General features: G+C 59.8%; 22 protein-coding genes. 12 read left to right on the top strand and 10 right to left on the bottom strand.

The genetic code is table 11. The annotated features are described in order from the left end of the window. Positions 1 to 183: 183 nt before the first annotated feature. The gene (locus AC1DWG_RS21645) at positions 184 to 2,544 is read left to right on the top strand and encodes a tetratricopeptide repeat protein (RefSeq protein ID WP_477788333.1); all 2,361 of its coding nucleotides are present in this window, start codon (positions 184 to 186) and stop codon (positions 2,542 to 2,544) included. Positions 2,545 to 2,553: 9 nt separating this feature from the next. Here AC1DWG_RS21645 and idi read toward each other — a convergent pair whose 3' ends face one another. The 8 genes from idi to AC1DWG_RS21685 form a co-directional block, all read right to left on the bottom strand. Next, positions 2,554 to 3,072 carry an isopentenyl-diphosphate Delta-isomerase gene (gene idi / locus AC1DWG_RS21650; RefSeq protein ID WP_477764146.1) on the bottom strand — a complete coding sequence of 173 codons (519 nt, stop codon included), beginning with the start codon at positions 3,070 to 3,072 and terminating at the stop codon, positions 2,554 to 2,556. Then, the gene (locus AC1DWG_RS21655; protein ID WP_477764145.1) at positions 3,072 to 3,881 is read right to left on the bottom strand and encodes a class I SAM-dependent methyltransferase; all 810 of its coding nucleotides are present in this window, start codon (positions 3,879 to 3,881) and stop codon (positions 3,072 to 3,074) included. The genes idi and AC1DWG_RS21655 overlap by 1 nt, the downstream gene beginning before the upstream one ends. A 37-nt stretch (positions 3,882 to 3,918) precedes the next feature. Beyond that, positions 3,919 to 5,313: a cytochrome P450 gene (locus tag AC1DWG_RS21660; protein WP_477764144.1), complete on the bottom strand. Its 1,395-nt coding sequence runs from the start codon at positions 5,311 to 5,313 to the stop codon at positions 3,919 to 3,921. Beyond that, positions 5,300 to 6,010: a dUTP diphosphatase gene (locus tag AC1DWG_RS21665; protein WP_477764143.1), complete on the bottom strand. Its 711-nt coding sequence runs from the start codon at positions 6,008 to 6,010 to the stop codon at positions 5,300 to 5,302. Before AC1DWG_RS21665 ends, AC1DWG_RS21660 begins: the two co-directional genes overlap by 14 nt. A 174-nt stretch (positions 6,011 to 6,184) precedes the next feature. Continuing rightward, positions 6,185 to 6,679 (bottom strand): hypothetical protein, encoded by a 495-nt coding sequence (locus tag AC1DWG_RS21670; RefSeq protein WP_477764142.1) that lies wholly within the window; start codon positions 6,677 to 6,679, stop codon positions 6,185 to 6,187. Positions 6,680 to 6,794: 115 nt separating this feature from the next. Then, a complete protein-coding gene (locus tag AC1DWG_RS21675) occupies positions 6,795 to 7,316 on the bottom strand; it encodes a GNAT family N-acetyltransferase (RefSeq protein WP_477788334.1) in 522 nt (173 codons plus the stop codon). Positions 7,317 to 7,398: 82 nt separating this feature from the next. Beyond that, the gene (locus tag AC1DWG_RS21680) at positions 7,399 to 8,379 is read right to left on the bottom strand and encodes a LysR substrate-binding domain-containing protein (protein ID WP_477764141.1); all 981 of its coding nucleotides are present in this window, start codon (positions 8,377 to 8,379) and stop codon (positions 7,399 to 7,401) included. A gap of 73 nt (positions 8,380 to 8,452) precedes the next feature. Then, on the bottom strand, positions 8,453 to 8,893 hold the full coding sequence (locus tag AC1DWG_RS21685; protein WP_477764140.1) for a carboxymuconolactone decarboxylase family protein: 441 nt from the start codon (positions 8,891 to 8,893) through the stop codon (positions 8,453 to 8,455). A 205-nt stretch (positions 8,894 to 9,098) separates the two neighbouring features. Between AC1DWG_RS21685 and pdxR the strand changes: the two genes are divergently transcribed. The 4 genes from pdxR (at position 9,099) to AC1DWG_RS21705 (ending at position 12,489) form a co-directional block, all read left to right on the top strand. Continuing rightward, positions 9,099 to 10,532, top strand: a complete 1,434-nt coding sequence (pdxR, locus tag AC1DWG_RS21690; RefSeq protein WP_477764139.1) for a MocR-like pyridoxine biosynthesis transcription factor PdxR — start codon at positions 9,099 to 9,101, stop codon at positions 10,530 to 10,532. Positions 10,533 to 10,655: 123 nt separating this feature from the next. Then, positions 10,656 to 10,949 (top strand): putative quinol monooxygenase, encoded by a 294-nt coding sequence (locus AC1DWG_RS21695; RefSeq protein WP_108215849.1) that lies wholly within the window; start codon positions 10,656 to 10,658, stop codon positions 10,947 to 10,949. Between the two features lie 192 nt (positions 10,950 to 11,141). Beyond that, entirely contained in the window at positions 11,142 to 11,552 is a 411-nt protein-coding gene (locus AC1DWG_RS21700; RefSeq protein WP_477764138.1) for a cupin domain-containing protein, read from the top strand. Between the two features lie 229 nt (positions 11,553 to 11,781). Continuing rightward, positions 11,782 to 12,489 carry an ATPase gene (locus AC1DWG_RS21705; protein ID WP_477764137.1) on the top strand — a complete coding sequence of 236 codons (708 nt, stop codon included), beginning with the start codon at positions 11,782 to 11,784 and terminating at the stop codon, positions 12,487 to 12,489. A 138-nt stretch (positions 12,490 to 12,627) separates the two neighbouring features. Here the strand turns inward: AC1DWG_RS21705 and AC1DWG_RS21710 are convergent, their stop codons facing one another. Beyond that, complete coding sequence (locus AC1DWG_RS21710; RefSeq protein WP_477788335.1) at positions 12,628 to 17,523, bottom strand: NAD-glutamate dehydrogenase; 4,896 nt, start codon at positions 17,521 to 17,523, stop codon at positions 12,628 to 12,630. Between the two features lie 504 nt (positions 17,524 to 18,027). On the opposite strand from AC1DWG_RS21710, the gene AC1DWG_RS21715 reads away from it, so the two are divergent. The 7 genes from AC1DWG_RS21715 to AC1DWG_RS21745 all read left to right on the top strand — a co-directional run bounded on the left by AC1DWG_RS21715 (position 18,028) and on the right by AC1DWG_RS21745 (position 25,496). Continuing rightward, positions 18,028 to 18,381 carry a hypothetical protein gene (locus tag AC1DWG_RS21715; RefSeq protein ID WP_477788336.1) on the top strand — a complete coding sequence of 118 codons (354 nt, stop codon included), beginning with the start codon at positions 18,028 to 18,030 and terminating at the stop codon, positions 18,379 to 18,381. Between the two features lie 269 nt (positions 18,382 to 18,650). Then, positions 18,651 to 19,610, top strand: coding sequence for an AAA family ATPase (locus tag AC1DWG_RS21720; protein ID WP_477754551.1), 960 nt, complete (start codon positions 18,651 to 18,653; stop codon positions 19,608 to 19,610). A 5-nt stretch (positions 19,611 to 19,615) separates the two neighbouring features. Beyond that, a complete protein-coding gene (locus AC1DWG_RS21725; protein ID WP_477754552.1) occupies positions 19,616 to 20,560 on the top strand; it encodes a DUF58 domain-containing protein in 945 nt (314 codons plus the stop codon). After that, a complete protein-coding gene (locus AC1DWG_RS21730; protein ID WP_477754553.1) occupies positions 20,557 to 21,051 on the top strand; it encodes a DUF4381 domain-containing protein in 495 nt (164 codons plus the stop codon). The genes AC1DWG_RS21725 and AC1DWG_RS21730 overlap by 4 nt, the downstream gene beginning before the upstream one ends. Continuing rightward, positions 21,044 to 22,126 carry a vWA domain-containing protein gene (locus AC1DWG_RS21735; protein ID WP_477764133.1) on the top strand — a complete coding sequence of 361 codons (1,083 nt, stop codon included), beginning with the start codon at positions 21,044 to 21,046 and terminating at the stop codon, positions 22,124 to 22,126. The genes AC1DWG_RS21730 and AC1DWG_RS21735 overlap by 8 nt, the downstream gene beginning before the upstream one ends. Beyond that, entirely contained in the window at positions 22,123 to 23,850 is a 1,728-nt protein-coding gene (locus AC1DWG_RS21740) for a VWA domain-containing protein (RefSeq protein WP_477788337.1), read from the top strand. Before AC1DWG_RS21735 ends, AC1DWG_RS21740 begins: the two co-directional genes overlap by 4 nt. Further along, a complete protein-coding gene (locus AC1DWG_RS21745; protein ID WP_477764131.1) occupies positions 23,847 to 25,496 on the top strand; it encodes a BatD family protein in 1,650 nt (549 codons plus the stop codon). Before AC1DWG_RS21740 ends, AC1DWG_RS21745 begins: the two co-directional genes overlap by 4 nt. 84 nt (positions 25,497 to 25,580) lie before the next feature. On the opposite strand, the gene AC1DWG_RS21750 is transcribed toward AC1DWG_RS21745, so the two are convergent. Further along, positions 25,581 to 26,936, bottom strand: a complete 1,356-nt coding sequence (locus tag AC1DWG_RS21750) for a lytic polysaccharide monooxygenase (RefSeq protein ID WP_477788338.1) — start codon at positions 26,934 to 26,936, stop codon at positions 25,581 to 25,583. Between the last annotated feature and the right edge of the window lie 20 nt (positions 26,937 to 26,956).

Consider the following 26,956-nt stretch of genomic DNA (forward strand, 5'->3'; position numbering starts at 1 on the left):
CTGCAATAAACGTTTTTCGCAGTACATTACCGGTGGTTTTTCGGGGAGTGATTGGGTGCCTTGCCCGCGAAGGGGCCATCAGCCCAACGCAACGTCATTTGACACACGCCGACCATCCGGCAAAGCTGCATCGAGCTTCATCGCGCACCGCAAGGCAATCGCACCTGGACCATGGAAGTCGTGATGCCGAAACATAAAAATAAAGCTGCAAACCCACACCCTGTTTCGCAACCGACCCTGATCAACCGTTATCTGTTCCCGGTCACCATCGGCATCTTGCTGCTCGCAGTGGTAGGTATTGGCTGGTTTTTGCTGAGCAGTACACCGACGCAGCTCCAGCCAGTCCCTGTCAGCGCCCCTGTCGTCGAACCGGCCAAGCCGCAACCGGTCGCTCTCGTGCCTGCGAAAATGGTCGACGAGCAACAATGCCAGGGCTGCCACGGCGAGCAGGTCAAGGACTGGCAAGGCTCCCATCACCAGTTGGCGATGCAGCAAGCCAACGCCGACACCCTGCTCGGCGACTTCAATAACGTCACCTTCAAGACCGAAAAAGAGACCACGGTGTTCTCGCGCAAAGGCGACGAATTCCGGGTCAACACCCCCGGCGTCGACGGCAAGAATGCCGACTTCAAGGTGGCCTATGCTTTTGGCGTCGCCCCCTTGCAGCAATACCTGATCGAGGTCGGCGAAGGCCGCCTGCAGGCGCTCGGCGTAGCCTGGGATACCGAGAAGCACCGCTGGTTTCACCTGTATCCGGGCCAGGGTGTGAACTTCAAGAACCCGCTGCACTGGAGCAAACCGAGCCAGAACGCCAATTTCATGTGTGTCGAGTGTCACACCACCGGTTTCAAACGCAATTTCGATGCGGCGAAGAACACCTTCGACAGTCACTGGAACAGCCTCGGTGTCGGTTGTCAGGCCTGCCACGGTCCGGCGTCCAGCCACCTGGAATGGACGGCGAAGAAAACCGACCTGATCCATGCCGGATTTGCCGTCGACCTCAAGGACAAGAACGCCACCGTCGAAATCGAAACCTGCGCCCGCTGCCACTCGCGCCGCGCACCATTGGACGACGGTTACACAGTCGGCAAGCGCCTGATGGACGACTACCTGCCGAGCGTTCTGACCCGTGAACTGTACGCACTGGACGGCAAGATCAAGGACGAAGTGTTCGAACACGGCTCCTTCGCCCAGAGCAAAATGTTCGACAAGGGCGTGCGTTGCAGCAACTGCCACAACCCGCACAGCACTCAATTGAAAGCGCCAGGCAACGGCGTTTGCCTGCAATGCCATAACACCGCCGGCAAAACCACCGTGGAAGGCGTCGACAGCAAGGGCCTGCAAGCGAAAAACTACGATTCAATCGAACACACGCGCCACACCATGGGCCAACCGGGCTCGCAGTGCGTGGATTGCCATATGCCCGGCAAGTTCTACATGGGCAATGACTTGCGGCATGACCACAGCTTCAGCATTCCCAACCCTGAGCGAGCAAAGATTCTCGGTACGTCTGACGCCTGCCTGACCTGCCACCAGGGCAAGGCCGGCGACAAGATCACCGGGCAATTCAAACTGTGGAACACCGCCAACGCCAGCGCGGTGCAAGCCCCGCGTTACGACGAAAGCCTGTGGCTGATCCGTAACGGTCAACCGGGTGCGGCGCAGGCGCTGTTCGAGCAACTGCAACGCAGCAATCTGCCGGCGATCCAGCGCGCGACGCTGCTCGGCGAATTGTCACTGTATCCGAGCGAACAAGCGTTGAAACTGGCCACCAGGGACCTGAACAACCCGGCGCCTGAAGTACGTGAGAGTGCCATACGCGCGCTCAGCGCATTCCTGCCGCCACCGGAACGCGCGCATCTGCTGACCCCCTTGTTGAATGATCCTGTCAGAGCAGTGCGCATCGCCGCCGCCCGGGATTTGCTCAGTGTGGCGCGCAACGGCCTGGGCACGGCTCAGGACAACTGGAATGCCGCTATCGTCGAATACGAGGCGGTGCAAAAGAGTCTGGCCGAGCGTGCCGAGGCCAACCTCAACCTGGCCATGCTCTATCAGGCGGATGGCCGCAGTGCAGAAGTCGAAGGTTTGCTGCGTACCGCCTTGCAGCGCGATCCGGACTTCTACCCGGCGCTGGTCACCCTGGTGCAATGGCTAGAGGCCAACGGTCGCCGTCAGGAAGGCCATGTCCTGCTGGCGCAAAGCCTCAAGGACCACCCCGACTCAGGCCTGCTGCAACACACCCGGGGCCTTGCGCTGATTCGCGCGGGCAAGGCCGCACAGGCCATGCCGTACTTGCGCAAGGCCGCGCAACTGGAGCCACAGAGCGGACAGTTCGGCTATGTGCTGGCGGTGGCCCTGCATGACAGCGGCAAGATTGACGAGGCGTGCGCAGAGCTGGAACGGCTGTTGAAAGAACAACCGTCCAACCGCAATGCCCGCTTGTCGTTGATCCAGTACTACCTGGACAACGGCCAGGAGCCCAAGGCGCAGGTTCTGTTGCAGGGCTGGAAGAAAATGAACATGGGGGACCCGGCGTTGAAATAACAGCTGGCGTCACACCTCAAACGCTTTGCTTGCCCTGGCAAAAGTGTATCGAAACCAAGGCGTGAAATGCTCCGGGTCCCGGAGCAGGCGCGCCTCTATTTGCCCTCGGGACAGGTAACAAAACGCTTGGGCTTCATCTGGGTTCAGTACCGGCAACTGGTCGCTGACCCCATAAAATACGTGACCGTATTCGTGCTCCACCAAGCCTTGGTCAACCTCCAGCCGGTACTTGATCTCAAAGCCCTTGTGTAGCGTACACCTGAGGCCCATTTCCTCTTCAAGTCGCCTCTGTGCCGCTGCAAGTGTGTCCTCCCCTGGGTAAGGATGACCACAACAGGCGTTACTCCAAAGCCCACCACAGTGGTATTTGTCCGCGGCGCGCTGCTGGAGCAAAAGCTCACTGCGCGAGTTGAACACGTACACCGTGACCGCTCGGTGCAACAGCCCCTTTTCGTGGGCTGCCAGCTTTTCCATCTCGCCCACCGGATGGTCATTTTCATCAACCAGAATCACTTTGATCTCAGCCATCACAGCTTCACCAGATGCAACTGGACCATGCGCAAGGTACCGACAACGTACAGTGGATCATCCGCAATATGCGCCAGCTGGGCAAGAATGGAATCAGCCTCTTGCCCAGTACACAACCCCATCGAGATCAAGGGTTGATGAATTTGCGTAAATGAACGCCAAAGCAGGCTTTTCTGGCGGTCGGTGGCCAGGATCGGCTGGCTGAACGAATAAGCCTTTACCCGGACACTGTCCAGTGCATGAACATAGCTCCATAACGGATCAATACAGTCAAAACGCAAGCCCATCCTCGAGGTCAGTGCTTGTCCGAGGGCGTTCGCACGATCGAGCGCTTCATGGCGTGGATAACAGAAAAAGGGAAATCCCGGCTCTTCGATCAGCAGTGAACCGCCCGGCTTACAGAGTGCCAGAGCGTTATGGAAGAAGGTGTCCCACTCTCTCAAATGCAATAGGAGATAGCGGCAATAAACTGCATCTGCCTGTGGAATATCCCGGGCAGGGTCCAGCACATCATGACGATGGAAGCTGACGTTCGGCACGTCAAGCGCCACCCGGTTCTGCTCACAGATAGACAGCTGCTCATCCGATAGATCCAGCCCGTAGACCCAGGACCGGGAGAACGCCTTCGCCGTCCAGCATGTCAGTTGGCCGTGACCACAACCAAGATCAATCAGAGTACTTGCCTGAGCTGGCAGGTGACGTTGCAGAAAGTCCTGGCTGCCTGGATCGTAGATGCTGGCCAGCACTTCGAGGCGCTCGCGATCGGCATCGCCCACGCGTAATAGATAGGACCGGGATTGACTGTCCAATTAAAGCTCCATCTTCAAGGTTTATTTCCGGGTAGGGTCAACGCTTGCTCAGCAGTACCGGCACATGCGAGGGGCAAAGGGTGAAGGCGTAAACTTCACTCGTTTCAACGGCGTCCGGGTCCGGTAGCACATGGAAGTTCCTGGCCAATGTACTGATGGCCATGAGGCACTCCAGTTTCGCCAGGCGATGACCGGGGCAATACCTCGGCCCGGATCCAAAGGGCATGAAGGCCTTGTGGTTGTCATCGATATAGCGGGCGTCATCGAGCCAGCGTTCGGGGCGCATCTGCCAGGCATCGGTAAAGCAGCCAGGCTGCTGTCCCAGGTGGCCCGGCAACAGGAATAACGGGGTGCCTCGGATCACCGACACATTGTCGATCACCACATCCTGGTTAGGCTCAAGCGTCAGGAGCGGAAACACCGGTTTGAGACGCATGCTTTCCTGTATGACTGCGTTGACGTAGCGCAACTCATCAATTTGCTTTATGTCGCTCAACCGGGTGCCGGCACCGATGACACTGTCCACCTCGCGCTGCATCTCACGCTGAATATCGGGGTGACGGGCCATGTAGTAAATCGTCCAGGCAATCGTATTGGCAGTGGTGTCCTCTCCCGCCAACAGGAAAGTCAGCACATTGCCGACAATCTCGCCATCGCTCAGGGCTCCGGTGTCATTGTTGTTCTGGTAGGCAACCAATGCTTCAACCATGTTACCCGGGCGCTCGCAAAGCGAGGGATCGGCTGCAATACGCACGCGCGCCTGCGCGATCATTTCATTGACTGTCTGGTTTATTTGCGCAAGGGATGCGTCGAACTTGCGGTCCAACCTAGACTTCAGGTAACGCCAATAGGGAAATATCGCGGCCTGACGCCGCGCAGCCGTGTGCAAGAACTGCGACAGGTGCCCCTGCAGCACGCTGTTCCTGTCATTCAAGGTGTTCAGGTCATGACCAAAGGCAAACCCCGCAACGATGTCGACCGTATAGCTCATCGAATCCTGGCGAATATCAAACGCCTGCCGGGCGATAGCGCGCGCGCGCCAATGGTTCTCAAGGCGTTCCGTGACTGCCTCCAATCGACTCCAGAAATGTTTGACATGCAGTTTGTCAAATGCCGGCACAACCAACTCGCGATGGCGTCGCCACTTCTGCCCCTCGGCCACAAACACGCCATCGGCTCCAACTTCCAGCCCCAGCTCTTCCATTTTGCTCCATCGACGAAACTTTTCCGGACGATTGCGCAACAACTCGCCGATCAGTGCCGCATCGGAAATAACCAGAATACGGCGCCAACCGATTCTGAATGTATAGATAGAGCCATATCGGTCCGCCCACTCGCATAGTTGCCTGTAGACCTGCGATGACTTGAGTTGCAATGCATTACCGAGCAATGGCAACCCGACGGGTCCGGGAAGTTGTTCAATCGCAGGCATTGCGACCCCCTGGTTCAACATCATTTCGAGAGGTCAGGCGTAAATAGGCATTTTTTAATGTTTGATCGAGTTGCCAATCCTGACTGGCACCTGTGCGACCTCTGCTCTGGACGAGTTCAGCGAGATGCAGACTGTCTTCTTTTCCTTTCCAGTTTTTCCGGTACTCACCCGATTTGTATCCATTGCGTTGTCGAAACACATGCAATTCATATTTTTCGCGGTACGTTGAAACTACAGCGTCCCAGTCACTCAGCCCCGACAGGCAAAATATGCGCTCCAGCACAGGCAAGGCAGCCACTCCAAAAATCGCCAGGCCCGCGAACCACTCCAATAGCTGCAGGACATCACAGGCCTTCAGGTCAATCACGCGCTTGTCGAACAGATAATGTTTCACTTCGGGATCTGATTGCCCGACCAGGGCGCGAGCGGAAATACTCAGGTCACCGCGATTTTCACTGATGTGATGGGAGAGGAAGAAGCTCAATACATCCATGAGTTCATATTGAAACTGTTGCAGATCGGGGGCCTGGGGAGTCCACCACTTCCAGCCGTGATGGTCCATGGCCTCGGCGGTTTCAGCCAGAACGCCACGCAGATAAGGATACCGAGCACGGGACCAGTCCGGATCCACCAGGCAATTGAGACTGTTCTGCCACGAGACCAGCGACAGAGCCTGTTCAAACGAAATTCCCTCCATCCGATGAAACCTCTTCGATCTGACCACCCATTCAAGAGTTGAACAAAGTGTCATCTCGGAATCAGAGCCACTATCAGCTTTTTCGGATATGTACGTAGGAAACCACGTTACAGATTCAGCTACCCTGATCGCCGCTCCCACAGGGTTACCTGCCAATCACAAAATTGACAACAATCAGCTGCGCTCGCGAGGAATCAGACTCTGCAACTGCTGCGCCAGAAAGTTCGCATCGAAGGCAAAGGTGTCCGGGTCTTTCAGGCCATTGGTCTTGCGCCACTGCCAGCTGTCCGACGGCGGCAGGCAAACCAGCGAAACACTGCCATACCGCGCCGCCGTGAATCCCATCACCGCCAACGAAATCTGTCCGCCGACACCCATCACGTCCGGTACGAATTCCACCGGTTTGCCGGCGATCAGGATGCTCAGCTTTTCGGTCTTGAATGGAGAGGTCTCCACCGGAGCACTCGGCCCCGACGCGACATACGCTTCGCGGTTCACTTCGAGCAGGTCAGGTGCCTTGACCGGTTCCAGCCACTGCTGGATCTGATCGAACAGCCCACCAATACGCGCTGCCCAATCGGCCGACCGGGACTCAAACAGTTGCTTCTTGTGCGCTTCGCTTTGCGCATAGTGGCGCAGCATTTCACCCAGTTGCTGTACATCGTCCATTGCAGTGTTCCTTTGGTTGCAGCAGTGCTACGGACATTGAGCATGGCAGATGCGTGCAGCCGGTGTGCAACTAACAGCCGGGAGGTACGCCAGAGGTTTGCCCTGGGTGGCTGACTCAACCGGCTTTGGGCGGGCGACGCAGGCGCGCCATGCTCAAGGTGTCCACCAGCACGCCGTCGCGCACGGCGTAATCACGGAACAGGCCCTCGGTTTCGAAGCCGAACTTGCGGTACAGGGCAATGGCCGCTTCGTTGTCGGCGTACACCGAAAGCTCGATGCGCTGCAGATTCATCCAGTTGTCAGCGATATCCAGCGCCGTCGCGAGCAGCTTCGAACCCACGCCCTTGCCCTGCCACGCCACCGCAACGCCCATACCGAAACTGCCGGCATGGCTGCGACGAATGCGTGAGAACTGCTCCAGGCCAATGTTGCCGATGACCGTCCCTTGATGCAGGGCCACCACTTTCACCAGGCGTTCGTTATCCTGCGCCAGGCGACTGCGCCAGAGCTCGGTGGACTGAAACGGCATTTGCAGGGTTTGTCGGGCGATCTCCGGGGCGTTGTACAGCGCCGTGATGCCTTCGATATGGGACTCGTTGAAGCGTTCGAGGGTGATAACGGGTTCGGTGGCTGGCATGGGTGAATCATCCTTGAAGCAGACATGGTCGCTCACTCTATAACGCTACCTTCGGGTGTGGCGAGAACCAATGTGGGAGCACTCAGCTTTCAAACCACGCCCGGCGCTCGCTGAAGGTGTTTTCGATCAATTCGACGATCATCTTTACCTGCGCGTCGTCCCCGGAATGGGCGTTGACCGCCATCCACACCTGACGTCGCATCGGCTGGTCAAACAGGCCCGGCAAGGCGATCAGCCCGCGGTCGAAGTGGCTCATGTAGTGCGGCAGCAGGCCGATGCAGGCACTGCAACGGATCATCTCCAGCATCAGCTCCCAGGATTGCAGTTGCACCGCTCCGGCCAGGCGCTGATCCACCAGCGCATTCCATGGCCGCAAGCTTTCTACATGCCCGTCCTGCTGCCATTGCACCAGGAGAAAATCGGCCAGGTCATCCAGGCATTCCGGCCTGGAAGCGACCCGCGAGTAGCGCTTGGCAATGTGCGGCAGGTAATCCAGTTGCACCAGACGCCGGGGTTCAGTGGTGGCAAAGCTTGGCCCCGGTAACGGCGACTCGGTCTCGCCCAGCCACACCACCACGTCGGCGCTGACCGCCTGCAATGACAATTCGCTGTCGAGCGTGATGATGTCCAGCCGCACGCTGGCGTTGCGCCGCAGCAGTGCAACCAGGCCGCGTCCGAGAATGTCATGCAGGATCGAATCCGCCACGGCCAGGCGAATCAACGGCTGCTCGATCACCGGCAAATTGCGCTCATGGGCCAGGGCGATCAATTGTGCGTGCAAACGCAAGCCATCGCGGCTGAGGCTGAAACCATTGTCTGAATGGTTGAACAATGAACACTGGAGCTGCGTTTCCAGCAGCACCAGTTGCCTGCGCAGGCGGGTGGCCTTGAGGTTGAGACTGCGGGCGGCCTGCATGAAGCAACCGCAACGGGCGCTGACGGTGAAACACAGCGCCAGTTCGGGGTCGATACCTGCTGCCAACTGGCGCCAGGAGGTGTTTTTATCAATGGCTACACGATACTCGGTAGCCCCCTGGCGGGTGCTGGTTTCCATGACTGACATCGAGGACTCCCTGTCGATCTGACACTGACATTTGCATCCTGCGGGTCGTTCATGAACCTGCCATGACAAAGACTCAGGCGCTGGGCGTCTGACGAAAGCTCACGGCCAGACGGTTCCAGCTGTTGATGGTGGTGATGGCGATGGTCAAGTCGACCATTTCACTTTCAGTGAACTGCTCCCGGGTTTGCGCGTAGACATCGTCCGGCACGTGGCTTTCGCAGAGCAAGGTGACCGCCTCGGTCCAGGCCAGCGCGGCTCTTTCCCGCGGATTGAAAAAATTACTGTCGCGCCAGACCACTATGGAATAGAGGCGCCGATCGCTTTCGCCCAGGCGCCGTGCATCCACCGAATGCATGTCTGTGCAAAAGGCACAGCCATTGAGTTGCGAAGCACGAATCTTGATCAGGTGCAGCAGGCCCTGCTCGATGCTCAGGCTGCTGGTCAGGGCCTCCATCGCGATCATGGCTTTCATCGCTTTGGGGGACGCGCTGTAGTAATCCAGGCGGGGGGTCATGGAGCGATCTCGTGCAGCAGTGATGTGACCTTCACGGTAGTCGCTGGCGCGCAGGCATGACAGATCCAATCAGGCGATTTCCCCGGGGACCAACGCCACCAGACCAATTGACGGTTTTTCCACTGCACAACTTCTGCACGACAAGCGGATAAGGGTAATCTTGCGCGACGCACACGCGCCTCAACAGACCCGGAGCCTCGCCGGTATGGAACTACATGTTGTCATCAACGGCCGCAAGGACCTGGCCGGCCAGCTGTACAACCAACTGCGCAGCGCCATCGAATCCGGTCGCCTGGCCGCCGGGACGCAACTGCCGCCCAGCCGCTTGCTGGCCGGGCAATTGGGTATTTCGCGCAAGACCATTTCCGATACCTACGCCCAGCTGACCTACGAAAACTTCCTCACCGGCGTGGTCGGCAAAGGCACTTACGTCAACGCGCGCACTTCAAAGGTGCAGCGTAAACAGAGCCATTGCGAGCTTGCCGGTTTCGAGGTGATCGAGTCCTGGCGCAACCTGCCGGTGTTTCTGCGTCACCCGACGCTTGAGGGCTCGCTGCGCTACGACTTCATCGGCGGCGCCACCAGCAAGGGCCAGTTTCCCCAGGATGACTGGCGACGCTGCACCTCTCACGCACTGCGCCAGATTGCCGGTTCCAAAGGCCTCTACAGCCTGCCAGAGGGTTTGCCAGCCCTGCGCAACGCCATTGCCCGGCACATCGCGTTCTCGCGCGGGGTCAATTGCCAGGATGAGGATGTGGTGGTGTGCAACGGCGCGCAGCAGGCGCTGGACCTGATCGCACGGGTGCTGATCAGTCCAGGCAGCCTGGTCGCCATGGAGGACCCCGGTTACCCGCCGGCGCGGCTGCTGTTCGGCACCCATGGCGCCACGGTGATTGGCGTACCGGTGGACGCCGAAGGCATTGTGGTGGACCAGATTCCTCGCGGCACGCGCCTGATCTATGTCACCCCTTCGCACCAGTTCCCGCTGGGCATGCCGATGAGCCAGGCGCGCCGGGAAGCACTGCTGGTCAAGGCCCATGAGCTGGGCGCAATCATCATCGAGGACGACTACGACAGCGAATTCCGCTATGAGGGCCGACCTGCCGATTCCCTGCAAAGCATGGATGAACGGGGGATCGTCGCTTACGTCGGCACGTTCTCGAAAACCCTGTTGCCGGAGCTGCGGCTCGGCTATGCGATCCTGCCACCAGCGATCCTCGAGGCCGTGGTGCGTGCCAAACAGCTCACCGACCTGCATACCTCGACCCTGCCGCAATGGGCGCTGGCCAAGTTCATTGCCGAAGGCTGCCTGCTCAAGCACATTCGACGCTGCCATACGATCTATGCCGGGCGCCGCGAGCGGATCCTGACGCGCATGGCCGGCGACCTTTCGCCCTGGCTGGAAGCGGTGCCGTCCACTGCCGGATTCCACATGGTGGTGATGTGCAAAGTGCCGATGGATATTCCATTGGTGATCGAACTGGCGAAAAAAGTCGAAGTCGGGCTCTATGCCATCGACAGCTTTTTCTATCAGCAAGCGCCCAGGGCCGGGCTTTTCTTCGGTTTTGGCGCCATCGAAACCCTCGACATCGACATCGCCCTGGACCGTTTGCGCGACATCCTGCAGCAGGTAGCCTGACGAATTGGCCTGCGCCTTTATCCGGCGATTGGCTATTGGCGGTCCCCGGGGGCAGGCCTATCCTGCATAGGCGTTATCCCTCAATGAGCAGGATTCGTCCGGCCTGATTCAGGAGTGTGAGCAATGTCCCATGAAGTGATCAATACCGTACAGGTACAGGCCGCCGCCGGCCGCTCGGATGAACTGGGTAAGCAACTGCAAAAGATTGTCGAAACCCTGCGTGAACTACCGGGCTGCGAATCCTATATGGTCGACCGCTGCCCCGAGGACACCAATCGCTGGACCGTCAGCGCCCACTGGCAATCGGAAGCGGCCATGCGATCGCATTTCAACTGCCCGCAGGTCCAGGGTTTTATCAGCCTGATCGATAGCCAACTGGCCAATGCCGTGGACTTCAACAGTTTTCCGATCGTTTAAAAACAAGATCAAAAGATCGCAGCCTGCGGCAGCTCCCACACGGAATTCTCCGTAGGAGCTGCCGCAGGCTGCGATCTTTGCTTTTAACGCCGGTTAATTGGTCCCCTCGCCTTCCCGAATATTGGCTGTTTGATCGTTACCACTTGCGCACTACTGTGGATTGCAACAACCAACCACCGCAGGTAACGAACCATGAACGTGTTGCGCTTCTGTGCTGCCCCCCTTGCCGCCCTGGCCCTGATGTTTTGTGCATCGGCTTTTGCCCATGATCCTGCGGAAAAGGTCACTGTCCTGCAGGACGAAATGCTGAAGAACGTCCCCGGTAAAAAAGCGCTGATGATCGAAGTCGATTACCAGCCCGGCCAGTCGTCCATCGCCCATAAACACGATGGCACCACCATGGCCTATGTCATTTCGGGAGCAATCGTTTCTCAGGTCAAGGGCGAGCCGGCGAAAACCTACAAGGCCGGTGAGTTCTGGTATGAGCCAGCGGGGTCGGAACACCTGGTGTCGAAAAACGCCAGCGCAACCAAGCCTGCCAAGTTGCTGGTATTCATGGTTTTGGCCCCGGACGAGAAAGTGTTGATCCCATTGGAACACTGATGGCTGAACGTACAGCTATAAATAAAAAGGCTCGAATCACGGATTCGGGCCTTTTAATTTCCTCACGCAATTAACCGAAAACTTTTAAACCAAACAAAACTATTGGCCACCGGACAAGTGCAGGTATTGGCTATTTAAATAAATCATTCAGGGTTTAGTCTTGAGTCACCGCCGGTACCACGCCGGCAACTTTAACTTTCGACTGAAGTTGTTTCACTGGAGAAACACCATGAAACTTGCGCTTGCCAGTACGTTGACCATGGCTGTTGTTTTAACCGGCTGCTCGATCCCCACCGCGCCCACGGCGATCTCTTCGCTGAACGGTATCTTCACCGAACCGGTGGGCCGCAGCGGTGCCACCAGCATTACCAACGGTAGCCAAGTTTCGTTGGGCGTTATCTACAGCCAATCCACTCAGACCAATCGTGCCTACCTTCGGGATTATCAAGCCAACGCCGGCACCGGTTTCGGCCAGAGCCTGCTGGTGCAGCCGATTCATGACGCCTACGTAGCCACCTCCAGGCCAGACCAGGCGGTGGATTGGGTCAAGGCCTCCCTGCAGCGGCAATTTGGCTCGGTTATCGTATACCCGGACATTCAGAGCCTCAGGGCAGCGAAACCGGATGTAATGGCAGTGATTGACACCCGCAGTCAACTGATGACCTCCCGCAGTTCGGATATCCAGGCGGATGTCCGTGCGGACTTTTATGACAAGAACTTCAACTACATCGGTACTGCACAAGGCCATGACGCGAAAGCACTCAGCCCGGTGTGGGCCGACTATAAGCGCAGTGAAGAGATAGTTGCGGATATTAATCAACAACAGAACGTGCAAGTAAGGGCCCTGCAAAAATTTGATCAGTCGCTCAGTAATTTACTGACCAGCCCGACAAGTAATGTCTCGATGAGCACTGAAAATTCTTCAGTCTTCCAGTAATTAGTTGATCCTTAGTCCCCCATCGCGGGCAAGCCCGCTCCTACAAGGTTCTTCGGTGTTCACAAAACCTGTGGGAGCGGGCTTGCCCGCGAAAAACCCCGCATCTTTCGATGCGGGGCTTTTTCATTCAACGCCTGATCAGGCAGCCGGTTCCAGCTCGGCGGCGACAGCGGCAGGCACTACCGCTTGACCGCTCAACGCCAGGTCCAGCAGTTCGCGGTTGGCCACCGCGTACATGGCGTAGTCGGTGCCGCTGGCAGCACGGATTTCCACCAGCATGACGCGCCAGCGTTCGATCATGCTCTCGTGCTGATCCATCCACAGCGCCAGGCGTGTTTCCACGTCCCGGGTACCATCGCCCTGTTGCAGGACCGAGATGGTGATCGCACGTTGCTGCCAGTCGACGTCATCGCGGAACGCTTCACGGGCCAGGGCCTGCCAGTTGTTTTCAACCGGCAGAGCGCTGATCTGTTGGATGTACCAGGTGATGTCCAGCGCGCTGCCCACGGCGAAGTAGGYCTTGGCCACCTCTGCCGGGTCCTGGCCAGTCACGTCGGAAGCCTCGATGATCGGCAGCAGGGTATACAGGTGCGAGGTGCCAGCCACCATACGCGCCAGAAGCTCCGGAACACCGGCTTCGACGTAAGCCTGATAACGGCTCTGCCAGTTTTCACGGATCTCGCCACTGAGCAGCTCGTCGAGCTTCAGACCCAACTCCTTCAGGTGCGGACCGAAGTGCGCGACGTCACGTGCAGCGTTCTGCTCGTTGCGACGGGCACGCAGGAACCAGCGCGTGGCGCGGCGGCCCAGACGCATCAGCTCGTCCATCAGCTCCAGTTGCACGTCGGCGGAGACCTGGTAGTCCAGGTTCTCGATCTGACGGAACCAGTGCGGGAGGTGGAAAATGTCGCGCACGATCACGTAGGCGCCGGCCACGTTCGCCGGGCTCATGCCGGTCGACTCTTTGAGTCGCTGAACGAATGTGATGCCCATGTGGTTGACCAGGTCGTTGGCGATCTGGGTGCTGACGATTTCGCGCTTCAGACGGTGACGACGCATCGCCGCGGAGAACTTGCTCACCAGGGTTGGCGGGAAAGCGGTTTCCATGTCGCGGGTCAGGTAGTCGTCGTCCGGCACCAGGGAGCCCAGCAGCTGCTCCTTGAGGTCGATCTTGCTGTACGAGATCAGCACCGACAGCTCGGCACGGGTCAGGCCATGGCCTGCCGCGATGCGCTCGTTGATAGCATCTTCGGCCGGCAGGAACTCGATGGCGCGATCCAGCTTGCCACGGCCTTCCAGGTCGTTCATCAGGCGCTTGTATTCGGCAATCCGCGGCAAGGCGCGACGGGCTGCCAGGGACAGGGCCTGAGTCTGCTTGTAGTTGTTGCCCAGCACCAGACCACCGACTTCGTCGGTCATGCTCGCCAGCAACTGGTTACGTTGCTTGTCGGTCATGTCGCCGGCCTGAACCACTTCGTTCAGCAGGATCTTGATGTTCACTTCGTGGTCGGAGCAGTCCACGCCACCGGCGTTGTCGATGAAGTCGGTGTTGGATCCGCCGCCATTGAGGCCGAACTCGACGCGACCCAGTTGGGTCATGCCCAGGTTACCGCCCTCGCCCACGACTTTGCAGCGCAGTTCGTTGCCGTTCACGCGCAGTGCATCGTTAGCCTTGTCGCCGACATCGGCGTGGCTTTCACTGCTGGCTTTGACGTAAGTACCGATACCACCGTTCCACAGCAGATCCACCGGAGCCTTGAGCAAGGCGTTCAGCAGTTCGGTCGGGGTCAGCTTGTCGGCCTGGATATCGAAGCGCTCTTGCATCTGCGGGGAAATCGCGATGCTTTTCGCGCTGCGCGAGAAGATGCCGCCGCCTTCAGACATGATGCTCGTGTCGTAGTCCGACCAGGCCGAACGCGGCAGGTCGAACAGGCGCTGACGCTCGGCGAAGCTCGATGCCGTCTCCGGGTTCGGGTCGATGAAGATGTGCAGGTGGTTGAACGCTGCGACCAGTTGCAGCTTGTCGGACATCAGCAAGCCGTTACCGAACACGTCACCGGCCATGTCGCCGACGCCCACCACAGTGATGCTGTCTTCCTGGACATTGATGCCGCGCTCGCGGAAGTGGCGCTGTACGCCGACCCACGCGCCCTTGGCGGTGATGCCCATCTTCTTGTGGTCGTAACCGGCCGAACCACCGGACGCAAACGCGTCACCCAGCCAGAAGCCGTAGTCGATGGCAATGCCGTTGGCGATGTCGGAGAAGGTCGCAGTGCCCTTGTCCGCAGCCACTACCAGGTACGGGTCATCGTCGTCATGACGCACGACGTTGGCCGGCGGCACCAGGGCGCCGTCCTTCAGGTTGTCGGTGATGTCCAGCAGGCCGGAAATGAAGATGCGGTAGCAGGCGATGCCCTCGGCCGCGATCTCGTCACGGCTGCCGCCCAGTGGCAGGCGACGCGGCAGGAAGCCGCCCTTCGCACCCACCGGTACGATCACCGAGTTCTTCACTTGCTGGGCTTTTACCAGGCCCAGGACTTCGGTACGGAAGTCTTCTTCACGGTCGGACCAGCGCAGGCCGCCACGAGCCACGTTGCCGAAGCGCAGGTGCACGCCTTCGACGCGCGGCGAGTAGACGAAGATTTCGAACTTCGGTACCGGCTTGGGCAGCTCGGGAATCAAGTGTGGGTTGAACTTGAAGCTGAAGTACGACTTGTTATGGCCGTTGGCATCGGTCTGGTAGAAGTTGGTGCGCAGGGTGGCCTTGATCAGGTCCAGGTAGCGACGCAGGATGCGGTCTTCGTTCAGTACCTGAACGTCGTCCAGCGCGCTGAGAATGGCGTGTTCCAGGCGTTGCTGCTTGTCGTCCAGATCGTCGCTGGCCAGCTTGCGTGCCAGGTAGAAACGGGTCTTGAACAACCGGGTCAACTCGCGGGCGATGTCGGTGTGGTTGTTCAGGGTGCTGGCGATATAGCCCAGGTCGAAGCCCAGACGGATCTGCTTCATGTAGCGGGCGTAGGCACGCAGCAGCGCCACGTCGCGCCATGGCAGGCCGGCGGTCAGTACCAGACGGTTGAACCCATCGTTCTCGGCATCGCCACGCACGATGTGGACGAATGCGTCCTGCAGCGTGTCGTTAAGCTGCTGGATGTCGAGTTCCAGGCCTTCGGCGGCAGTGAACGCGAAATCGTGAATCCAGAACTCGCGACCACTGTTGTGGCGCAGGCGGTACGGGAACTCACCCAGCACGCGCAGACCGAGGTTTTCCAGGATTGGCAAAACGTCGGACAGCGCCAGCGGGGTATCGGCGTGATACAGCTTGCAATGCAGTTCGCGCTGGCCGGACACCTGGCCCAGCGGCTGGTAGAAGCTCATCACCAGCGGATTTTTTTCGCTCAGGCTCAGCAGGTGCTGCATGTCGACCACAGCCGAGTGGGCTGCGAAACGCTCGCGGTAGCCGGCCGGGAAGCCTTTCGGGAAGTCGGCCAGCACGTTGGTGCCGTGGGCTTCGCCGAAGCTTTCGACGGTCAGGGCGGCGTAGTCGTCCTGCCAGCTGCGGCAGGCCTGCACCACTTCTTTTTCCAGCAGCAGCGGGTCGATGTCGAGGCGGTTTTTCGGGTCGACGCGCAGGATCAACTGCACGCGGGCCAGCACGGACTCGGAGAAGAAGGTCCAGAACTCGCAGTCAGTGGCTTTCAGGCGATCCATCAGCACTTGCTGGATCTTCTGGCGCACTTCGGTGGAATAGATGTCACGCGGCACGTAGGCCAGGCAGTAGCAGAAACGGCCGTACGGGTCTTTGCGCAGGAACACGCGAATCTTGTTGCGTTCCTGGATCTGCACGATCGACATCACGGTGCTGAACAGCTCGTCCACCGGGGTCTGGAACAGGTCGTCGCGCGGCAGCACTTCGAGCACCTGCGCCAGTTCCTTGCCCAAGTGAGCCTTGGCCTGGAAGCCGGAGCGGTGTTCGATTTCCTCGACCTTGCGGCGGATGTACGGGATCACCCGCACGCTCTCGCCATACACCGACGAGGTGTACAGGCCCATGAAACGGCATTCCTTGATGACCTTGCCATTGGCGTCGATTTCGCGGATCGACACGTAGTCCGGGTAAGCCGGACGGTGCACACGGCTTGGGTGCGCGGCCTTGGCGAACGTCAGCAGGGTCGGTTCGCGCAGGTAGTTCACGGCGTAGTCTTCGATGCGCAGGTCATCGTAGGTCAGGCCGGCGCGCAGCAGCTTGGTCAGGCCAAGGAAGGAGTCATTGTCGTAGACGATGTGGCCGCCATCGGCTTCATCGCTGACCACGAACTCTTCGTAGCCGAGGAAGGTGAAGTGGTTGCCCACCAGCCATTCCAGAAAGCTCTTGATTTCGTTCTTTTCGTCGGCATCGACGGCGAACTGGCTGTTGTCCAGCTTGGTCAGGATGTCCTGGACCTTGGCCTTCATCGGCTCGAAATCGCCAACGGCAACGCGGACTTCACCGAGCACCTGCTCCAGCTCTTTGCTCAGGACATTGAGCTCGGCAGTGTTGGCGCAGCGGTCGATTTCCAGGTACATCAGCGACTCTTGCTGAATGTCGTCGCCCTGGGTGCCTTTAGGCAGGATTTCCAGCAACTCGCCCTTGCTGCCACGACGCACGCTGAGCACGGTGGTTTGCAGGGTATGGATGCTGTAACCGCGGCGGTTCAGTTCGGTACGCACCGAGTCCACCAGGAATGGCAGGTCGTGGTGCAGCACTTCGACCGCGGTGTGGGTCGACTGCCAGCCGTGGCGTTCGTAATCGGGGTTGTAGACGCGCACTTGCGGCTGCGCGTGATCGAAGCGCTCAAGCAGGCGCCACGCAGAAAGGGTGCAGCCAGCAAGGTCGGACAACCGACGCTGCGTCAGCTCGTCAAGGGAAATGATGCCGAAGAATTGTTCAGCGAACAGCGCCACTTGTGGCAGTGCCTGTTCACTGATGTGCTGCGCCAGTGCCGCTTGCAGTTGGTGCTGGAAGTCGGCTTTGCTGGCTGCGGTGAAGAACGCCATCTGTGGTACTCCGCTTGGGCTTGTTATTGATGGAAGCGTCGCGTGCAAAACCCCTGTTCGGGGCTACCCGTCACCCTGTTCCTGATTCTCGGGCAGAGGAAACAGGGTGACAGGTGGGTGAAGCTGGACGAGACACTCAAGTCACATTCACCTTCCGTGAATGGGCATCTGCAAAAACGACTGGGCCGGGTGCAGCGCAATGTCTTTACGGGTGCTCATCCGTTGCGCAGCTTAACGAGTGCGGCAAGGCCCATGCTTGCGGTGCTGCGACATATTCGGTCATCGGTACGCAGCTCAAGGCACGCGCATCGAACAACACTAGCATTCGCACAGAAAAATGACGGTTATTTGTCCGGTTTTACGGGACATGCGTACCAGAAATGACCAGCAACACTCTGGCCGTTCGCAACCCGGCCATTCACACGTGGACGAGCAGAAATGTGCGCGGGCTGGCAGAATCGCCCTTTGTTGCGTTTACCACGCCCGCCGGGCCAGGAATTTCCCATGAAAATGAATACCGCCCTCTTGATCGTCAACCCTTGCGACGACGAAGAAGACAACATGGCCATGCTCTGCTGCCACAGCGACCAGGGCGAAATGTTCCTGATGAGCCGCTACCCGGACGAAGACGAGCTGGAAATCACTCTGGACGGTGAGCCTTCGACCCTTGATGGCGTGAAAGTCACGCTCAGCCCTTCCCTGGTGAAGATAGAAATTGCGGCGGCGGACGCAGATGCGCTTAATGGGGATGATGTGCTTGAGATCACCTTTGATGCTGATATGACGGACCTGGCCGAAGTGGAAGAAACCTTGCAGAACATACTGAAGGGGACTGGAACCTATATCAGCCAGATTTGAGGTGTTTGATCTGCCCTCATCGCGAGCAGGCTCACTCCTGCAATTGATCGTCGTACACCGTCAATGTAGGAGTGAGCCTGCTCGCGATGGGGCCGGCACAGCCACCCAATCACTCCCCTGCTACAAAAATCCAGCAATTACCCCAATCATTTCCCGCACTTTGCGCAAAATGCCGTTAGTCGCCGCCCCCCGCGATGGATTAAAGTAACGCCCCCAGCCCTGGCGTATTTCGAACGTCCTCGGCCACCCTTTTGCAGGAACAGTCATCGATGGAACATCGTGAAGCGCTGCTCGCGCTGCGAACCTTTCTTTCAACGCAGATTCTCGGCCAGGAAAAACTCATCGAGCGCTTGCTCATCGCCCTGCTCGCTGACGGCCACATGCTGGTCGAGGGCGCCCCTGGCCTGGCCAAGACCAAGGCCATCAAAGAACTCGCCGAAGGCATCGAAGCTCAGTTCCACCGCATCCAGTTCACCCCTGACCTGTTGCCAGCCGACATTACCGGTACGGAAATCTACCGCCCGGAAACCGGCAGCTTCGTGTTCCAGCAAGGCCCGATCTTCCACAACCTGGTATTGGCGGACGAAATCAACCGTGCCCCGGCCAAGGTCCAGTCGGCGTTGCTCGAAGCCATGGGCGAGCGGCAAGTCAGTGTCGGGCGCAGCACCTATGAGCTGTCGCCACTGTTCCTGGTGATGGCCACGCAGAACCCTATCGAGCAGGAAGGCACCTACCCGCTGCCCGAAGCCCAGCTCGACCGCTTCCTGATGCACGTGAAGATCGGTTTCCCGGACGCGACGGTTGAACGCAAGATCCTGCAACAGGCCCGTGGTGAAGCCCTGAACGGCGAAGCCAAGCCTGAGCGGCGGGTTACCCAGCAGACGATCTTCGCCGCGCGCAAGGAAATCCTCGGCTTGTACATGGCCGACGCCGTGGAGGAATACCTGGTGCAGTTGGTCATCGCCACCCGCACCCCGGCCAAGTTCGATCCGGAAATGGCCGAGTGGATCGCCTACGGCGCCAGCCCGCGCGGTTCGATTGCCCTGGACCGCTGCGCCCGCGCCCACGCCTGGCTGGCCGGGCGCGACTTCGTCAGCCCGGAAGATATCCAGGCCGTGCTGTTCGACGTGCTGCGCCATCGCATCATCCTTTCCTTTGAAGCTGAAGCCGCTGGCATCGACCAAGACCGGGTGGTCCAGCGGATTCTCGACGTCGTAGCCGTCGCTTGACCCCGATGAACGCCAGCCTGCCGCCCGAGCCGGGCATCCGTGTCAGCCTCGCCGACCTGATCGAGATGCGCCATCGCGTGCGCGAAGTGCAGCTGTTTTCCACGCCGAGCCAACGCAGCCCGCTGATCGGCCTGCACCATTCCAAATTGCGCGGCCGTGGCGTCGACTTCGATCAAGTGCGGGTCTATCAGGCCGGCGACGATGTGCGCACCATTGACTGGCGCGTGACCGCACGCACCCAGGAGCCTCACACCAAGCTGTTCCACGAAGAACGTGAGCGGCCGATTTTCATCATGGTCGAGCAAAGCCGTCGTCTGTTTTTTGGCTCGGGCCTGATGTTCAAGTCAGTGCTCGCCGCACAAGCCGCGAGCCTCATCGGTTGGGCAGCCCTGGGGCATAACGACCGGGTCGGCGGGCTGGTCTATGGCGACAATCAGCACTACGAAATCAAGCCTCGGCGCAGCAAGCAAAGTCTGCTGCAACTGCTCAACCGGCTGGTGCGGGTCAATCAGTCGCTGAACAGCGAAAGCGAGCCGGACCGTGATGCCTTTGGTATCGCCCTGCGCCGCGCCCGGGAAGTGTCCCGCCCGGGCAGCCTTGTCATTGTGATTTGCGATGAACGCGCGCTATCGGAAAGCGCCGAGCAACAGCTGAGCCTGTTATCGCGTCATTGCGACCTGTTGCTGCTGCCGGTGTCCGACCCGCTGGATCATGCCCTGCCCGCCGCGGGACTTTTGCGTTTCGCCGAGCGCGGAGCGCAACTGGAACTCGATACGCTGAATTTCGACCTGCGCCAGACTTACCGGGCCCAGGCCGAAGCGCGCATCGCTCGCTGGGAGCTGCTCGCGCAGAAGCTGCGCGTCTTGCTGATGCCCCTGAGTACCCAGAGCGAAATGGTCGAACAACTGCGCGAGTACCTGAACCCACAAAAGCCGGGGAAAGGTCGATGAGCGGACTGGAACAACTGCAACCGCTGATTTCTCCCCCGCCGATCGACTTTTGGCCGCCTGCGCCGGGCTGGTGGTTACTGCTGTTAGTGCTGCCGCTAGCCGGTTTCGGGCTGTGGAAGCTACGGCATTTCATTCCTCGTAAACGCCCCGTGGTGCGCGCCGAACAGCCGCTGGACCCGGTTCGCCTGGCTGCACTGGCCGAACTGGCGCTGATGCCCAAGCCGTATGACGGAGCACCGGCCGGTGCCTGGCTGCAGCAACTCAACGGTTTGCTCAAACGCCTGTGCCGCAACCATTACCCCTACAGCCAGAGCCACACCCTCAACGGCCGCAAATGGCTGGCGTTCCTCGACAACCGCTGCCCGGCGGCCGGGCTGACTCGCTGGATGGTGCTTGTGGAAGGCGCCTACAAACCCGAATGCAAGCTCGACGACAAGGCGATCGCCGGCCTGACCCAGGCCGTCGACACATGGATTCGCAAGCATGTTTGAATTTGCCTGGCCGTGGATTTTTGCCCTTCTGCCGCTGCCGTGGCTGATGCGCATCGTATTGCCGGTGGCCGACAGTGGCGAACCGGCACTCAAGGTCAGCTTCCTGAGCGATCTCGAAGGCCTCGCCGGGCGTCGCGCCCGGGCCAACCTGCCGGCATGGCGCCAACAGACGCCGTTCATTTTGCTGTGGCTGTTACTGCTGGTCGCGGCGGCGCGCCCGCAGTGGCTCGGCGAACCCTTGCCGATCGCCGCCAGCGGTCGCGATCTGCTGGTCGCGGTGGACGTTTCCGGCTCCATGGATTTCCCTGACATGCAGTGGCAGGACGAAGATGTGAGTCGACTGTCGTTGGTCCAGCACCTGCTCGGCGACTTCCTCGAAAGTCGCGAAGGTGACCGCGTCGGCCTGATCCTGTTTGGCAGCCGGGCCTACCTGCAGGCACCGCTGACCTTCGACCGCCACACCGTACGCGCCTGGCTCGACGACGCGCGCATCGGCATTGCCGGCAAAAACACCGCCATCGGCGATGCTATCGGTCTGGCCCTCAAACGCCTGCGTTTGCGTCCGGCAACAAGCCGCGTGCTGATACTGGTCACCGACGGCGCCAACAATGGCGGTGAAATCGATCCGCTCACCGCCGCCCGACTGGCGGCCCAAGAAGGTGTGAAAATCTACCCGATCGGCATCGGTGCCGATCCGGAACAAAGTGGCTCCGTGGGGTTCCTCGGTGTCAATCCGAGCCTGGACCTCGACGAGCCGTCCCTGAAAGCCATTGCCGAAGCCACCGGCGGCCAGTATTTCCGCGCCCACGATGGCAAGGAACTGCAATCGATCAAGGACACCCTTGACCAGCTGGTGCCCGTGGCCCAACAACCTACCCAGGCCCGCCCGACTCAAGCGTTGTATCACTGGCCGCTCGCCTTGGCGCTGTGCTTGAGCATACTGCTGGTGGTTCCCGTACTCTGGCCGGACAACCCGTTGCAACGCCTGTTTACCAAGGATCTGTATTTGCAAACGCAATTGCTGTCCGACTGGCGCCAGCGTCTTAAACGCCTGCGTCTGCGGAGGCGCCGATGAGTGCGCTGTGGCCCTACTGGTTCCGGCCCTGGTGGTTACTGTTGCTGCCGGTGCTTGGCTGGTTGCTCTGGCAACTCTGGCACCGCAAGAAGCGCGCCGGGCGCTGGCAGATGATCCTGCCGCCGGCCTTTCACTCGACACTGCTCAGCGGTGGCAGTGGTCGCGACAGTAAACTGCCCTGGGTCGCGCTCGGCGTGGCGTGGCTGTTGACCGTGCTCGCGCTGTTGGGCCCGGGTTGGGAACGCGTCGAGCAAACCAGCCAGAAACCCGCGGACCCGTTGGTGGTGGTTCTTGAACTGACCCCGGAAATGCTCGCCACCGACGTCACGCCCAACCGACTCGAACAGGCACGACGCAAGCTGCTTGACCTGCTGCAGATCCGCAGCGACGCGCAAACCGCCATCGTCGTCTACGCCGGCAGTGCCCACACGCTGGTACCGCTGTCAGATGATCTTTCCACCAGCCGCAACCTGTTGGATGCACTGAAACCGTCGTTGATGCCTGAACCCGGTCATCGCGCCGATCTTGCGGTGCTCAAGGCCCTGGCGCTGCTCGAACAGGCGGCTTTGGGCGACGGCCGGATCCTGCTGATTGGTTCGTCCCTGACCGAACCAGAGCGGCTGGGCATCCGTCGCGCGCTGAACAGCAAATCGACTCAGTTCCTGATGCTCGGCATCGGCACCGCCGAAGGCTCGCCGATCACCCAGGAGGACGGCAGCTTCCTCAAGGATGAACAAGGCGCCATTCTCGTGCCGCGCCTCGACGAGCCCGGCCTGAAAGGTTTTGCCAACGACCTGGATGGGCGCTATCGCCAGGCGCGCCTGGACGATAGCGACCTGCACGCCCTTGGCCTGCTCGACGGTCCACGCAATTTGCGCAACGACGGTCAGACCTTGCGCCTCGATACCTGGGCCGACCAGGGTTACTGGCTGCTGCTGCCACTGTTGCTGCTCGCGGCCTGCGCAGGACGTCGTGGTTGGTTGCTGTGTCTACCGCTGCTATTCGCGCTACCGCAACCCAGCTATGCCTTCGACTTCGCTGACCTGTGGCTGCGTCCTGATCAACAAGGCGTGCAATTGATCAAGCACAAGCGTCCGGCCGAGGCCGCCCGGCGCTTCGAAGACCATCAGTGGCAAGGCGTGGCGCTCTATGAAGCCGGAGACTACGCCGGCGCCGCCGAGCGGTTCGCTGAAGGCAACGATGCCCATGCCCACTACAATCGGGGCAACGCCCTGGCCAAAAGTGGTGAGCTGGAGGCCGCCCTGGACGCTTATGAACAGGCACTGGAACGTCAACCTGATTTGCGTCCGGCACTGACCAACAAGGCGCTGGTGGAACGTCTGCTCAAGGAGAAAAACACTCCACCCGCTCCTGAGCCAGACGCAGCCAGCAACGCCCGGCCCGAAGCCGAATCGCAGGAACCACCGCCCGGTGCTGCTGCCCAACCCTCGATCAGCGAAGATGGGCAACCGCCCAGCCCGGGTGAGCAACAACCGCCCACCACACCGCCGAAACCGGGGACCAACGAAGTACCAGGCAGCGAACTGGGTGACGAACAACACACCACACCACCCTTGCGCCCGGCCACCGACGGCATCGAAGGTGAACAGCGCCAGGCACTGGAGCAGTGGCTGCGGCAGATTCCGGATGACCCTGGTGAACTGCTCAGGCGCAAATTCTGGTACGAACAGCAACAACATCAGGATCAGGAAGAAACTCGATGACCCGCTTCACCGTTTTATTGCTCGCGCTGTTGCATGGCCTGTTGTTCTGCACCGCCCAGGCGCAGGCAGCAGAGCTGGTCGCCAGTGTGGACCGCAGTCGCCTCAGCTCAGGCGAGACGGTCGAGCTGACCCTGGAATCCACCGATGTCACTCAGTTCGGCAAACCCGACCTGACACCGCTGGAGCCGTTGTTCGAAGTGCGCGGCACACGCCAGGTCAACCAGTTGAACACCCTAAGCGGCGAAAACCAGGCTGCCACGCGGTGGATCGTCACCCTCCTGCCCCGGCAAAACGGCAGCGTGGTGATTCCGGCACTGCAACTGGGCGAACTGCAGAGCCAGCCGATCGCCCTGCAAGTGGTCGAGAGCGAGACACCGGACAACCCGAACAAACGGGCCCCGGTGTTCATCGATGCCAGCCTCGATCAAACCAGTGTGTACGTACAGGCCCAGGCGGTCCTGACCCTGCGTATCTACCATTCGGTGTCGCTGTACGACGACAGCAGCCTGCCACCCTTGCAGATACCTGACGCACGTATCGAACAATTGGGCGACTCACGCACCTACGAAAAAGACATCGATGGTCAGCGCCACGGCGTGATCGAAATGCGCTATGCGATCTACCCGCAACACAGCGGCGAACTGATTATTCCGGCGCAGGTCTTCAACGCCGCGCTGGTCGATGCGCAACCGACACAGGACGCCACCCAAGGGCCGAAATCCGGCAAGCTGATGCCCGTCACCTCGAGCGAATTGCTGTTGACGGTCAAGGCCAAACCCATCACCTATCCGGCCGACGCACCCTGGCTGCCCGCACGCAGCCTGAGCCTGAGCGAGAGCTGGAACCCGGAGCCGGATCACACCCAGGTCGGCGATTCACTGACCCGCAGCCTGACGGTGGAGGCCGAAGGCTTGTCCAGCACCCAACTGCCACCGCTGCCCGGCACCGATGTCGGCGGCTTGCGCCGCTATCCGGATCAACCGGTGCTCGGCAACCAGAACAGCGAACGCGGCCTGGTCGGCAGCCGTGAAGACCGCGAGGCCCTGGTGCCGACAAGGACCGGCGCCATCGAGCTGCCCACTGTCGATGTGGTCTGGTGGAACACCTTCGAAGACCATCTGGAACACAGCAGCCTGCCCGCGCGCACCTTGCACGTGGCGGCCAATCCGAGCCTGGTGGTCGACACCCCGGCCAGCGCCTCACCGGTCGATGCCAGCGCCGACAGCGAAACGCTCTGGCGCTGGAAGCTCAGCACCTTGATTCTGGCCTGCACCACCCTGCTCGGCTTCGGCCTCTGGTGGCGTGGCCGCTGGCAACCGGCGGTGGCGCGCGCCGCTCAAACCGGCCCGAGCCCGCGCACCGTACTCGACGACCTCAAGCGCGCCTGCCAGGCCAACGACTCCCACGCCACCCGCCAGGCCCTCGACGCCTGGGCCCGGCAACAGCCGGAAACCCTGGCCGACATGGCCGCCCGCTTCGTGCCGCTGTCCAACGCCCTCGACGGCCTGAACGGCGCGCTGTACAGCGAAACCGGCCAGTACTGGCAAGGTGACGAGTTGTGGCGGGCGATCAAGGCAATCCCGATGGCCGAACGGGTGCAGGACCCGGTTGGTGACAGTGGGTTGCCGCCCCTTTATCCGAAGTAAAAAAAGATCGCAGCCTGCGGGGAGCTGCCGCAGGCTGCGATCTTTTAAGGCTCTCCAGCCATTTACATTGAATCTGCCTACAGATCAGGTGTGTACTTTCCAAAGCACATTGTCGCCCTCTCCAGGCGCCCACTCCTCTACGTGTGCCGTATGTGCCTGAATGCAGGACCAGTTCTGTCCGCCGTGGCGCACCACGTCATTTTTTGCATACACAGTACCCAGCTTCCACGCCGGATACTCGCCCCCGCCACCCAGGGTTCTGACGCTCAGGACGTTACTGGACAACGAAAGCTTGTTGTTCAGGTCGCGGGCTTTCACCGCGTAACGGTATTGGGTGTCGGGTGAGAGGTCAGAGTCGTCAAAAGAGGTCTGAGCGGCGCTCACGGATTTGATGTGAATGCCGTCCCGTTCGATCAGGTAATCCATTATTGGCGCACTGCCGGTGGAGGCACCCCACATCAGGCTGACGCTTTGCGCAGTCTGGCTCATGCTGTGCAGGTTCGTCGGTGCGGTAGGTCCCTCTCCACCTTCTGGCAAGGTGTGCACTTGAATTGGCCGGCTCGACGCCGAGACATTGCCGTTATCATCGACTGCGCTGATGGCATAGTTGTACTGGGTTTCAGGCGCCACGCCGTTATCTGCAAAAGCAAGATTCGGAGCGTCTACATCAACCAAAAAGCTTCCGTTACGCAAAATGCGGTAGGAAGCGATCGGAAACGGGCCGGTTGCGGCATTCCATTGCAACAGTACCTGCTTGTCAGTGACCTTGACTGCGGCCAGTCCGGTCGGTGTATCGGGAAGTTCACCCCCGCCATCCGGTGGCAGAAAATTCAGATCAATCACTTGGTAAAAAGCCATCGAAGTGTTGGCAACTTCCCAAACCGCCAGACAGACCTGGTACCCATCCCGTTTCGGTAGTGGGACGGCATGCGTGGTGGGTGAAGTGGGCAACATTTGCTCGCCATGGGCCCAATGTGGTTGCAGGTTGATTTGCGCTGTGTAAAACGGTACGTCTTCAAACTGGCTGCGCGACAAGACCTCGTCAGGATCCCAATCTGCCTTCGTCATGAAATAGTTCCAGCGCCGAGTAGCGTGCTTCGCGCTGAAATGCCAGGAAATATCCAGCGTTTCGCCACCTCTCACATCATGTTTTTGCCAGTGACTTCCTGGTTCATCCAGTAATGCGCCGGTCAGTTGATCCGCACTGGCAATTTTTCCATCCGGAGGTGGTGGGACGTTGGCTACATCATCTTTTGCAAAAGCATCTACCACTCCGCCGGAGGTGAGCGGAAAAAATTTTCCGGACTCGCGTTGATTCAAGGCCCCTTCGTCCAGTCGCCCCGCAAGCCATTCGAAATGAGCCCGTGAAGAGGGGGAAAAAACGTGGCCATGTTTCGGACTGTTACTTCTACTGATAGCGTTCGGGCGATCCTGTGACATAGTGTTTCTCCATTAAGGTA

It is taken from the genome of Pseudomonas sp. P4_B3 (assembly GCF_056402295.1).